At 63.8% G+C, this 12,246-nt stretch carries 9 protein-coding genes; 1 reads left to right on the top strand and 8 read right to left on the bottom strand.

Annotation, left to right across the window (positions count from 1 at the left end; all coding sequences use genetic code 11):
- Positions 1–189 precede the first annotated feature (189 nt).
- Positions 190–1,785 carry an ABC-F family ATP-binding cassette domain-containing protein gene (locus AB0366_RS24245; RefSeq protein ID WP_366246265.1) on the top strand — a complete coding sequence of 532 codons (1,596 nt, stop codon included), beginning with the start codon at positions 190–192 and terminating at the stop codon, positions 1,783–1,785.
- A gap of 9 nt (positions 1,786–1,794) precedes the next feature.
- Here AB0366_RS24245 and AB0366_RS24250 read toward each other — a convergent pair whose 3' ends face one another.
- From AB0366_RS24250 to AB0366_RS24285, 8 genes are all read right to left on the bottom strand, one after another.
- Positions 1,795–3,411, bottom strand: a complete 1,617-nt coding sequence (locus AB0366_RS24250) for an AMP-binding protein (protein ID WP_366246266.1) — start codon at positions 3,409–3,411, stop codon at positions 1,795–1,797.
- 21 nt (positions 3,412–3,432) lie between these two features.
- On the bottom strand, positions 3,433–4,734 hold the full coding sequence (locus tag AB0366_RS24255; protein ID WP_366246267.1) for a DUF2786 domain-containing protein: 1,302 nt from the start codon (positions 4,732–4,734) through the stop codon (positions 3,433–3,435).
- A gap of 89 nt (positions 4,735–4,823) precedes the next feature.
- A complete protein-coding gene (locus AB0366_RS24260) occupies positions 4,824–5,633 on the bottom strand; it encodes a hypothetical protein (protein WP_366246268.1) in 810 nt (269 codons plus the stop codon).
- 188 nt (positions 5,634–5,821) lie between these two features.
- Positions 5,822–7,420, bottom strand: a complete 1,599-nt coding sequence (locus AB0366_RS24265; protein ID WP_366246269.1) for an FAD-dependent oxidoreductase — start codon at positions 7,418–7,420, stop codon at positions 5,822–5,824.
- A 45-nt stretch (positions 7,421–7,465) separates the two neighbouring features.
- Positions 7,466–8,485: a diiron oxygenase gene (locus AB0366_RS24270; protein ID WP_121872998.1), complete on the bottom strand. Its 1,020-nt coding sequence runs from the start codon at positions 8,483–8,485 to the stop codon at positions 7,466–7,468.
- 92 nt (positions 8,486–8,577) lie between these two features.
- Positions 8,578–9,882 carry a hypothetical protein gene (locus tag AB0366_RS24275; protein ID WP_366246272.1) on the bottom strand — a complete coding sequence of 435 codons (1,305 nt, stop codon included), beginning with the start codon at positions 9,880–9,882 and terminating at the stop codon, positions 8,578–8,580.
- A gap of 91 nt (positions 9,883–9,973) precedes the next feature.
- Entirely contained in the window at positions 9,974–11,140 is a 1,167-nt protein-coding gene (locus tag AB0366_RS24280) for a hypothetical protein (protein ID WP_366246274.1), read from the bottom strand.
- 207 nt (positions 11,141–11,347) lie between these two features.
- Entirely contained in the window at positions 11,348–12,034 is a 687-nt protein-coding gene (locus AB0366_RS24285; protein WP_366246275.1) for an excalibur calcium-binding domain-containing protein, read from the bottom strand.
- Positions 12,035–12,246 lie beyond the last annotated feature (212 nt).

The raw sequence follows: 12,246 nt of genomic DNA on the forward strand, positions 1-12,246 counted from the left end.
GCACACAGCGTTGTCGGATTTGGCGGATCGACGTGTATCGCCACCACAGAGTGCGATTTCGCAGCGATGAGAACGAAACTGTAACGATGCGTCGTTCGATCGAAATCAGGTTGGAAACACGCCGACGCTAGAGTGAGCGCGCCCGGTTCGACGACTCAGCGGACCCGTGTTTTCAGGAGATGTGAACGCTTGAGCTGGATTCGCTTGAACGACGTTGCCAAGGGATACGACCAGAAGGTGATGTTGCGTGAGGTGTTCTTCCGCCTCGCCGACGGCGACCGTATCGGTCTGATCGGGCGCAACGGCACGGGCAAGACCACCCTGCTGCAGCTTCTTCTCGGGCGTGAGACTCCCGATACGGGAACGGTCGATGTCACCGAGGGCGCCCGGATCGGGTACTTCTCGCAGTTCTCGGAACTCGACGGCGATCGCAGCATCCAGGCGGAACTCGAATCGCTTTTCGTCGCAGTGCACGCGATCGAGGTCGAGTTGGCCGAGGTCGAGGCCGCGCTCGGGGGCGACCTCGACGAGAAGCAGATGTACAAGCTCGTCGATCGCCAAGCCGAACTGCTCGACGCCATGGAGAACAGCGGCGGCTGGACCTATCACCAACAGATCGACACGGTGCTCTCCATGCTCGGCTTCAACACGGAGCGGCGTGAACTGCCCGTCGATCGACTGTCCGGGGGCTGGCGCAACCGCGCGGCTCTGGCCAAAATTCTGATCGAAGCGCCGGATGTGCTGCTCCTCGACGAGCCGACCAACTTCCTCGACGTGGCCGGTATCGCGTGGCTCGAGCGCTGGCTACGTGACTTTCGAGGAGCGCTTCTGGTCGTCTCGCACGACCGCGCCTTCCTCGAGCAGGTCGTCACCAGCATCGTCGAGATCGAGAACCATCACCTGCAGACCTACGACGGTAGCTACTCGGAATACGTTCAGCAGAAACAGTTTCGACTCAAGAACCTCGAGCGTGAGTTCAGCAACGAGCAACAGCTGCTGGCGTACGAACAGGAAGCGATCAGCGATCGCAAGGAAGCGGTGAAGAACCCCAGCGGGGTGCTCAAGCGTCGACTCGCGAACATCAAGAAGAGCAAAAGCCCGCGCCCGGTCGACACTGTGGTCACTGCGATCTACGGCGGACTGCACGTCCACGACAACCTGGCGGAGATCACGGGTATCTCCAAAAGCTATGGTGAGCAACGACTCTTCGAGAACATCTCGTTCACCGTGCATCGCGGTGACCGCATCGCCATCACCGGACCCAACGGATGCGGCAAGACGACCCTCGTAGACATCCTCGTCGGTGCCGAGCATCCGGACAGCGGGAAGATCAAGTGGAAGACCAAGGCGCCGTCCTTCATCTACTACAACCAGGTGCTGGCCGATCTCGATCTCGACGACACCGTGTCGCATTCGGTCAATGCGATGCCGGGCAGCCTCGCACTGACCGCGACCAAGAAGGAAGTCCATCGCTTTCTGACCCTGCTGCAGTTCTCGGAGTTGGATCTCAAATCGAAGATCGGTGTTCTGTCCGGTGGCCAGAAGGCCCGAGTTGCTCTGGCGCAGTGTCTGTTGTTCGGCGCAGGCGTGATCGTGCTCGACGAGCCCACCAACCACCTCGACCTGCAGAGCACCCAGGTTCTCGAACGTGCCCTGATGGCGTTCCCCGGTGCGGTGATCTTGGTGAGCCACGACAGGTTCTTCGTCGAGAAGGTGGCCTTTCGCCAGTTGTCGTTCGACGGCAAGGGTGGGGTCACACAAATCGCCGGCGTCCAGATGGCGTAACGCCGCGGGCTACCCGTTGATCTTCGACGTGGACGTGCCCCACTCGGCGTCGCGCAGCTCCTTCTTCCTGATCTTGCCGGTCGATGTTTTCGGCAGCTCGACGATGAATTCGACTGCACGCGGGGCTTTGTACGAGGCGATAGCAGCTTTCACGTGCGCTACGAGGTCTGCCTCCGACGCTTCCGCGCCGGGTGCCAACACCACGAATGCCTTGGGCCGTTCACCCCACTTGTCGTCCGGTACCCCGATCACCGCGACGTCGGCGACGGCGGGGTGGCTGGCAAGTGCCTGTTCCACCTCGATCGTCGAGATGTTCTCGCCCCCGGAAATGACGACGTCCTTGGCGCGGTCGAGCAGCTGAACGTAGCCGTCGGGATGCATCACGCCGAGATCTCCGGAATGGAACCATCCGCCCGCGAAGGCCTGCGTCGTGCCTGCGGAGTCGTTGTAGTAGCCCTTCATGACGTTGTTGCCGCGCATGACGATCTCGCCCATTTCCACGCCGTCGGGTTCGACGTCGATCAGCGCTCCACCCGGACCGGACTTCTCGCGTACCACGCGCAAGCGGTCGGCGGTGAGCATGCCGACTCCCTGTCGGGCCAAGCGTCGTGCCTGCTCGTCACCGTCGAGCTCTAGCCATTCCTGCTTCGCCTCGCACACCGAGTACGGACCGTAGGTCTCGGTGAGGCCGTAGACATGTACGAGCGTCGCACCCAATGCTCGAATCTTGCCGATGATCGTCGGGCTCGGAGGAGCGCCCGCAGTGACGATGGTCAGGGGTCGGTCGAGTGAATGTGCCTGCGCAGCAGTGGCAAGAGTGGTCAGCACGGTCGGCGCACCGGCAAGGTGATCGACGCCGTTGTCGATGGCCGACCAGATCGCATCGCCGCGGACTCCGCGAAGGCAGACGTGCGTGCCCGACGCGGCCGTGACCGCCCACGTCGTGCACCACCCGTTGCAATGGAACATCGGCAGCGTCCACAGATAACGAGTGTCGATCCCGAATCCCTGGTGGTGCAGTTCTCCGAGCGAATTGAGGTAGGCACCGCGGTGGGTGTACATCACGCCCTTGGGTCGACCGGTGGTGCCCGAGGTGTAGTTGATCGTGATGGTCGAGGTCTCGTCGTCGACCTCCCACTCCATCGGATCGTCCGAGCCACGTTCGAGGAAGGCGTCGTATCGAGTGGTGTGCGGCAGCTCGGCGTACGTGCCGTCGACGGCGGGTGTCTCGACGATCTCACGGACCGAATCAGCGATCGGATCTGTTCCGAGTCCGGTCAGCAGGTCTGAATCACCCACCAGCAGAACCGAACCGGAATGATCGCAGATGTAGCGAACTTCGGCGGGCGACAGTCTGGTGTTGATCGCGACCAGAACGGCGCCGGCCAGTGGAACCGCGTAGTGCGCGAACAACAGCTCTGCAGAGTTGGACGCGATGTAGGCCACTCGATCTCCGTGGCCGACGCCCGACGCGCGCAGTGCGTGCGCGAGCCGGGTGACGTCGGCGGCGAACTGCTCGTAGGTGAATGCCCTCGGCCCGTCCACCACCGCGGTCTTGTGGGGGTGGACCTCCGCTGCGCGTTCGAGAAAGCGAAGGGGCGTCAGGGGAGTATCGAGACCGGTCATGGCAGTCAATGTAGCGCGCACTCACGAGGCCAGATCGGATTTGTCGAGACGTTCGCGCCCACCGGTAAGGTCCGCGCGTTCGGCGGCGGCGCGGCCGGCAAGCCAACCCTGTGCATTGTCGCTGCCGAACGTGATCGTTCTCGTCGATGGGTACCGGGCAGCGTACACACGGTCCACGGCATCGGAACGTTTCGCCAGGATGGGCACCAGAGCCGAACCGTGCTGCTGTGTTGCCGCCGCAGTAGCTCGCTTACGTGCGTCCTGCAGTCGTTCGCCGACTCGATGGGCGTATGCGATCAGGAATGCGTTGCGGAAGCTGCGTGTCCGCGCAGTCGGGGATTCGCCGACCTCGTCGAGTGCGCGTGCCGATTGGACCAGTAGCGAGGTGTACAGAAGTTCACACAGATCGAGATCGACGGGCATGCCGATGACGGTAGCCAGCAAGTACTTCTTTTTCCACAGTGTCCTGGCACCGTTTGCACGACATACGCTGTGCAGCAGAAGAAGTTTGGCTTTGGAGTACGGATTGCTCACCATGATGCGTCGAGTGACGACATCGTCGATCGGGCTCCGAGGGTTCCCCGTATCGAGAAGCGCGCTGTCGATCGCGTAGCGCGTCATCAAATCCTGGGCCTTGGCCGATAATGCCTCGGCCTCGGCGGGGAATTGTGTCGACTCGGCCTTGGCCAGCAGCCCTCGGATTCTGCCGAGCATCTTCGAGTCCGTGGCTCGTCCGGGGCCGGTCGCTGCCGACTGTGCGGTCCATTGGGCCGGAGGGGGCAGGAGCTTCTCGAGGGGCAACAGCCACGTCGAGCAACCGAGTACGAGCAACAGGGTGTACCAGGACTGCGCCGAGGATCGTCGGTTGTACGAACGCCACCGCTGAAGGCGCTCGGCCGTCGCGCCCCCTGCGTAGTCGATGTGCAGCTCGGACAATTGATCACGCCAGGAATCCGGGGCGAGGCGCTCGGCCGAACTTCGCGCCGCGTGTGCGCCGATAGCCTCGACCATGACCACTGTGCCGTCGCCGCCGGCGCACTGGCGGGTTACGTGCACCAGTTCGGCAGGCTGCCAACCGTTCTCGAATGCAGTGTCGAGAGCGTCGTCGAGTATTTTCGCCGCCCGACCGTGCACCGAACACGCCGGGTCGGTTGCGTCCGCAGCGGACAAGCGTTCCGCAATCAGCCGAACCATGTCCTTCGAGGACGGCATCACCTGAGCGAAACCGATTCCGCTGTCCAGTAATTCGCTCGGGTCGGCATCCTGCCGCACGTTCGTCGAGCGCGAGTACTTGAAAATACTGTCCAAATCGATACGACTCATCGTCGTCCCCTCCACGTCCCCCGGTGTGGTCCCCGAACTTTTCGGTAGATCGCAGAGTAGGGGAGGGGTCCGACAGATTTTCGAACGTATCAGCGAGGAGCGAGCATCTGCAGCAATTCTTCGACCGATGGCAGGCCGGGAATCACGGGAAGGTTCGGAACCGGAGCGGCGGCGGGCGGTGCCGTCAACTCGATGCCGCCGAGGCCCGCCATGACGTCGTCGGTGTTGGATCGGGGCGGTCCGTATGTATTGGATGCAATGACGAAGTCATCGCCGATCGACGCGGACGCGACCACACTCGATCGGTCGTCGGCCCATCCCCACTTGGTCCCGGTCACGCCGGGCAACTGCGTGGTGCCCCAGTCCTGAACCATTCCATCGCGTGCCACCGGAGCCGCGGTGTTCATCCACGCGAGAACGGGGCTGGCGGGATCGGTGCGCTTCTTCGCCGCCAGGAATCGCACGGTGTCAGCGGTGCTCGTGGACGAGCTTCCCCAGAAACCGCCCCGCGAGGTAGAGGTGAGTCCGTACTCCGCGGCGGTTGCCGAAATCGCCTGGGGGTATTTGTTGTCGAGCGTCGAAGCGGCACCGTCGTCGCTGACCTGGACCATCCTGGCGGCCAGGTCGAGGTCTCTGGGCGAACCGTCGCCGAAGCGAACGACGTAGTCGGCCATGTAGAGCTTGACCGTCGACAGTCCCGGGCGCGCCGAGTTGTCCTCCGCGCTGCCCACATAGGTCCCCGTCGGGATGTGTTCGTATGAGATCGAGGTTCGGGCCGGGACATCGGCGAGGTCGCCGGGCGTCGGCAGAGCCTGGGCCGGTGCCGCGCACACCAACGCCACAGCGATACCGACAATTGGGGCAGCAGTCCTGGTGAAGATGCGTCGCAGGGCCGGCATCTCGTGCTCCTCGAGGTGTTGGCCCGCCGCGAATCGGTGGCCGATGACTGTAGCTACCCCGATGGTAGACGCTTCAACCTCACGCCGCTTTCCCTGGTTCTGCGGCCTTCGTCACCTGGATGAATGTGGCTTTCTTGCAGTTGGAGTGACTGAAAGGCGCATTGATCCCAACCGGGGGGGCTGAGCGATCAGGAGCGGCGCAGGGCCAGCAACTTGTCCTTCGAGCGTCGCAGCGTGCCTCGGTTCGCCCCGGTCGGCCAGGTGCTGGGCAGCTCGATCGGATCCGTCAGGCGGCCGGAGTTGAAGTCGTCGACCAGATGGCCGACGGTTTCCTGGGCGCAGGATTTGTTGGTGCCGATGAATCCCGAGGGACCGCGCTTGATCCAACCGGTGACATAGCTGCCGACCGAAGTCTGTCCACCGGATTCCTGCAACACACGGCCACCGGTGTTGGGAATGATGCCGGCTCGGTCGTCGAACGGAACTCCGGGGAGCGCGACACCGCGGTAGCCGATGGAGGTGAGGACGAGTCCGGCCTCGATGCTGTCCACGTCACCGGTCGGAGTGCTGCGGACCACGTCGTCGCCGTCCGCGGACAGGCCCATTCGGTCGAACTCGATACCCGTCACGCGATCGGTGCCCAGGATCCTGGTGGGGGAGAGAAGGTAGCGCAGAGTGATTCGCTTGCGGCCGTCGCTGTGTTCGGGGGATTCGTCGACGTGGCGAAGCAATTGCAGTTTCTGCGCCACGGCGTGGGGGAGGTTTTCGGCCGCGGCGAGTCGGACGGTGATCGGATCGAGTGCGAGTTCGCTGCGGTCGATGGCCAGGTCGATATCGGGGACGGTCAGCAATCCGGCGAACTCGGGCACGGTGAAAGCGGACTGTGCCACACCGCGTCGGCCTACGACGACCACTTCACGAACTGCGCTGTGGCGCAGGGCGTCCAAGGCGTACGGTGCGATGTCGGTCTGGGCGAGGGCATCCGGATTCATCGTCAGAATGCGGGCCACGTCGAGTGCGACGTTGCCGTTGCCGACGACGACGGCGCGCTCGTGCGAGAGGTCGAACGTGCGGTGCGCGTGATCGGGGTGGCCGTTGTACCAGGCGACGAAGTCGGTTGCCGAACTGCGCCCGGGCAATTCGGCCCCCGGAATGCGGAGTTCGCGATCCGATGATGCTCCGACTGCGTAGATCACGGCGTGGTGGGTGTCCATCAACTCGTCGTGGGTGACGTCCTTGCCGACCTCCACGCCGAGGTGGTACTCGAATCCTTCTTGCGCGGAGATAGTTTCGAACAATCGCGACACCTGACGCGTCTTCTGGTGATCGGGTGCGACGCCGAGTCGAGCGAGACCGTGAGGTTGCGGAAGCCGATCGTAGACATCGACGCGCACGCCAGGTTGGGTGAGCAGCTCATCTGCCGCATACATGGCCGACGGGCCCGATCCGACGATCGCGACTCGAAGTGGTTGACGATCCCTCGATACCGATGCTGCCGGGGTGACCGGGGCCAGGATCGGCCGCGGTGGGCGCTCCTGCTTGTAGAAATCCGCATTGATCGTCAGGAACGGCAGTTGCGCCTCGGTCAGTTTTGCCTGCGGCACAATGGCATCGACGGGACAGGCCGACACGCACGCGCCACAGTCGACACACGATTGCGGGTCGATGTGCAACATTTCCGCCGTCAGGAAGTCCGGCTCGTCGGGAGTGGGATGAATGCAGTTGACGGGGCACGCGTAGACGCACGATGCGTCGCTGCAACATGACTGGGTGACGACGTGGGGCATGAGGTTTCCTGACGGCAGAGGCAAGAAGGCTGAGCGGCGAGAGGGCTATGCGGCGAACTGGCTGGAACTGCGGTCGGGTTCGCTGCGGAAACGTGACGCTTTGCCGTCGATTCCGCACAGCTTCCACATCAGCCGGGCGGCGCGATTCATCATTCCGGTGTCGGTGGCCAGCATGCGCACGTCTCCGAAGTAGTCCTGCAGCGCGTGCTGGGATTCCTCGGTGCCCCAGAACAGGTCTTTCTTGACCTGCTTCGGGATATCGAACTTCGTCCAGAATTTCTTCGGCGGAATGACGATGACGTCGCACAGGATGCGCATCGTGATCGGAAAGGCCAGCGAGAGCAGGAACCGCCCGACCTTGGACATCTTGGGAACGCGACGACGCAGCAACTGGTGCGCGAACGAGATGTGCCGCGCTTCTTCTGCGACGTGAATTGCCATGACGCTCTGCATGATCGGGTGTATTTCTTCACCGGACCGCAGGACCGACTTCTGAATGTGGTCGATGGGCTCCTCGCCTGCGAGAACGCCGACGAAGAACAGTTCGGGCAGCAGCGTGGCGAACAGCGGGACGAACGGCGAGATCATCTTCATGGGCCGACTCATGCCGGGGGCGTCGGAATCGACGCGGTTGACCATCTCCTGGAACATCAGGGTGTGGTTGCACTCTTCGATGGATTCGTGGGTGCAGTAGCGTGCCTCGGCCGAGCCGTTGGGCAGCGAGAACACGTACTGCATCATGCCGCGGATCAGGATGTTCTCGAACTGAAGACCGACCTTCGCGACGTTGGCCTGACGCCACATGCCGATCTCGATCTGCTTGTCGAGCGGCAGTGCGCGGTACCAGGCGTGGCCACCGATCGGGTCCGTCTTGGCGGGGAGTACCCAGCGGGGATCGTTCGCGGGTACCGCGAACTTCTCGGACTCCCAGTCGATGTCGACGTACGGATCGAAGTGCTTGTGCACAGAACCCTCGGACAGCAGGGTGAGTGTCTCGTTGTACTGCTGTTCGTCCGTGGCGTCGGTGTCGACCGAAACGGACGTCGTGCCTGTCGTCAGTGTCATGGCTTCTCCAAACGAGGTGCGAACATAGAGTTAATGTAACCCCAGTTAACACGAAAGGGAAGCGTGCGGGAAAATTCCTGTTCGGCTGCCGTCTACTGCTCGTCCGAACGCTCGTCGGAGATCTCTGCCACCTCGTCGGTCTCGAACAGCTGCAACTGGATCGCCGACGGATCGACCACCGGCGTGACCTGCTCGGGGGTGGTGCGCAGTACTTCGCGCAGAGCAGCAACGGCGCGGCCCCATTTGCCGGCTTCTCGGTCTGCCTCGTCGACGTCGCAGTGCTCGTCGCCGAGATCTGCGGCGACGGCCATACCGCGCCACGACGCCTCCTGCTCGGCGCTGATCCGCAGGTAGGAGACGACGACCTCGCGATCGGAGGAGCAGCATCCGAGGACGGTGTCGAGGTCGAGGTCGAGGGACTCTTCGGACCGGGCAAGGAGCTCGACCAGTTCGAGCAGGCCGTCCGGGAAGTCGTCCGCGTCGATCGGCGGCGTCGGTTCCCCGAGTGCGCCGCCGAAATCCTCGGCGAACTTCTCGTCGACCTGCTCCCACACATGACTGAGCATCCGCACTGCCCACAGCAGATGATCGGCAACGAAGGGTGACCCGCTCACCCGCACCTGCGCGACGATGCAGTCCTGAACCAGGTGCAGCATCACGTCGGGGAGCTGCAGATTGAGATCGACCAGCAACTCGGCTGCGCGGGTTCGTCCCGACACAGCGTGGACCAGCGTCGAATTGATCTCGACCACAGGTTCGGTGGGCTTGACCGACACGTAGGCGGTGCCGCCCGCGAACCGAAGGGGAATGTCGCCGTCGGGGTCGTGATCCGGAGGAAAACCGAACCACGGCTCGAGGGCGCGATCGACGAGTTGCTGTAGGTGTTCCTTGCCCTTCGGTTGCACACACAATGGGACGACGGTCGTGTCGGACTCGGCGGTGGTGGCGTCGAAGTTCGGGACGTCGTAGCGACCGGTGGCGCGTGAGCCCAGAAAGGACGGGTGGGGCAGGCCCCAGATATCGCGAAACACCGCGACGGTCTTCTTCGCCAGATCATCGGACCACGAGCGATTGCGGTCGACGTGCGGTGCCGTGGGCTCGGAATCGACCGACGTGCGAAATCCCAGTTGGCTCAGCGCTTCTCGCTGCTCAGCGGTGATGGCACGGCCACTGTGCAGGTGCTCGTTCGACGGAATCTCGCAGCGGACCATATCGAGATCCCAGGCGTAGAACTGCACGCAGGCGGCGGTATCGGGCACGCCGTCGGTGGTGTCGTAACGCGACTCGATCACCAGCGCATCGCCATCGCGCATCGCGCTGACGTAATCGCCGAGCTTGCGCTGGAACTGCATCCAGGCAGCATCGACATCGAAGTCGAACTCGAGTGAATCGCTCATGTCGGCTCCTTACCCAGATCGCGTTGCCGTAACGCACAGTCGGTGACGCTAGCGGCGACCACCGACACGATCTCGGCGCTCGCGGGGGCCGTCACGACGACGCCGAATCCTCGACCGAGCTGTAGAGCGGGTCGTCCTGCGACTCCTCGTCGATCACACCGAACGGCTGCGCCTCGGCCACACCGTCCAGCACCGCCGGACGCAACGCGTGCGGAACGGCGAGAACCTCCTCGATTCTGACGAGGATGCCCTGCTCGATGAGGGATCGAACCCGGTGGTCGATCAGCTGCGCCGTACGCAGATCTTCACCTTCGAGCTCGGCGTAGTCCTCGCCCTCGTTGTTGATCGGCAGCTCGTCGGTCATCGCGGCCAGAAGCGTCTGCACCGCGAACGTGTTGGCCAACGACCGTGACACGTCGGGATCGTCGCCATCTCCCGACAGCTGCACGCGGACGTGTTCGGCAACCAACTCGTGCACGGTCTCGGCTCCACGGCCGGCCAGCGAATGCGCATTGTCTCCCGGCCTGGCGGTGTCTCCGTCGATGCGAATCAGTTCGGTGGCGATGGCCGTCGACCAGTAATCGACCGCTGCACCTACATCCAGCTGGGCGGGATCGAGCGGAGCTGAGCCGACGGCGCGCTGCAGGTCGGCGTTGTCGCCCACCGCCAATCCGTCGGCCACACGCGCGACGATGTCGTCGAGGGCGGGCAGGAGAGGCAGCGCCGAGATCGCGGCAAGTTCCTGGGCGAGGGAAACGTCGGGCAGGTCGATGTCGTCGGCGTCGAGCATGTCGGGCTCGTCGCCCTCGAGGAAGTCCGAGAGGTCTTCCATGCAGTGCGCGTAGTCCTCGGGGCTGCCGTCCCAGAGATCGGTCTCGTCGAGGAACGTCAGGTACTGCAGGGAGGTGAGAACGAGATTGACCGCGGTGTCCTCCGCAGTGTCGGACTCCTCCTGCAGGATGCGTTCGGCCGCATCGACCAGCAGGTGCGCATCGGCGGGAAGCCAAGCGCTGGGGGAGAAGCCCTGACGAGCACCGGCAAGTTGGGTCAGTGTCGACGACACGAGCCGAGAGATCGCCTCCGATTGTTCCGACATCTCGCTCTCGTCGAGCCATTCGACGAAACCGTCGATCAGATCGGCGATGCGTTCGGTGACGGCACCGGTCGGGGCCGGTCGGGATTGCTGGTGACGCCGTTGCCGGGCCTTGGTCTTTTCTGCACGTTTCTGTCCGCGGTTGGCAGGCCGCTTCGATCCCATGGCTGTCAGCTTATCTGTTGGCATGTCCGGTTTCGTCGATCCGTGCCCTCAGCGCAGAAGGAACGACCCCGCAGACGCAGGAAGAGCCGGATTCGATGCACGGCGATGCAGCTCTGCGGGGCGGCCGCCGCCCGCGGCCGAGGTTGCGCCCGTCCCGTGTAGCGAGCCGATGAGGTGGCGTCGCGGCGGTTGGTGGGTTGACCGAGGTCAGTTCTCGCAGCCGACGCCATCTTCGTCGCGGTCCAGCTTGGTGCTGTACCCCGGCTCACCGGCGTAGATCGGCGCTGCATTCGCCGCACGGACCGCATCGCAATTTTCGTACGTCACCACGGGAGGCACTGCGGCCAAGGGCGCGGGGGCGGTGTAGACGGGCTCCGGCGTGTACACCGGCTCGGGGATGAACACGGGTTCGGGCTCGGGCAGCGGGATGTATTCCGTGGTCGTCGGTATCTCGACGACGGCGGCGACCGGCTCGGTGGTCGGAGCCGCGGTCGTCGTGGTCGGGGCCGGTGTGGTGGTCGACGGCGGCACAGTGGTCGTCGTGACGGTCGGCAACGCGGGCACGGCCGCGACCGGCGCGATGGCGGTCGGGGTCTCGGGTTCGGTGGTGGTGGTCAGCCCCATCACGAACAATGCGGGGAGGACGGCGATGGCAGGTACCGCCCAGACCTTGCGACCCCGCGCGGGCGACGAGCGCAGGTACATGACTCCGGCCCCGACCAGCAACGCGCCGACGAGCACCGCACCGAACTCGAACGAGGCGATTGCCCCGATCAGAAAAAGTGCACCGAAAACAATTGCGACCCAAGCGAATATCTTCCCGAACAGGGGGCGGCGAGGCGTCTGTGGCTCGGATGCCGGGCGCTGAAAGGGTGGCGGGTAGGCGCTGGTCATGTCGAGAGTCCGTTCGGTTCACGAGAGGTGTCGATGTCGCGACCGAGATGTCACCCGCGAGACCGGAAGCAACCGTCTCGTTCTATTCGAACCGGTCGGTCGCATTTCCATTCACCATGTCGCACCGACCGGGTTCGTCGTTACATCCCATAGCAGAATGCCAACGGCCCTGTTCATCCCGCAGAATCTGTCGGAGGCTCGAGTAGGGTCGT

The sequence above is a fragment of the Rhodococcus sp. NPDC076796 genome (genome assembly GCF_040702765.1).
Lineage (GTDB): Bacteria > Actinomycetota > Actinomycetes > Mycobacteriales > Mycobacteriaceae > Rhodococcoides.

Excerpts from the sequence above, each read along its gene's own strand:
- AB0366_RS24260 (WP_366246268.1), bottom strand. The coding sequence starts at position 5,633 with ATGCCGGCCCTGCGACGCATCTTCACCAGGACTGCTGCCCCAATTGTC.
- AB0366_RS24250 (WP_366246266.1), bottom strand. The coding sequence starts at position 3,411 with ATGACCGGTCTCGATACTCCCCTGACGCCCCTTCGCTTTCTCGAACGC.
- AB0366_RS24285 (WP_366246275.1), bottom strand. The coding sequence starts at position 12,034 with ATGACCAGCGCCTACCCGCCACCCTTTCAGCGCCCGGCATCCGAGCCA.
- AB0366_RS24280 (WP_366246274.1), bottom strand. The coding sequence starts at position 11,140 with ATGGGATCGAAGCGGCCTGCCAACCGCGGACAGAAACGTGCAGAAAAG.
- AB0366_RS24255 (WP_366246267.1), bottom strand. The coding sequence starts at position 4,734 with ATGAGTCGTATCGATTTGGACAGTATTTTCAAGTACTCGCGCTCGACG.
- AB0366_RS24275 (WP_366246272.1), bottom strand. The coding sequence starts at position 9,882 with ATGAGCGATTCACTCGAGTTCGACTTCGATGTCGATGCTGCCTGGATG.
- AB0366_RS24265 (WP_366246269.1), bottom strand. The coding sequence starts at position 7,420 with ATGCCCCACGTCGTCACCCAGTCATGTTGCAGCGACGCATCGTGCGTC.
- AB0366_RS24270 (WP_121872998.1), bottom strand. The coding sequence starts at position 8,485 with ATGACACTGACGACAGGCACGACGTCCGTTTCGGTCGACACCGACGCC.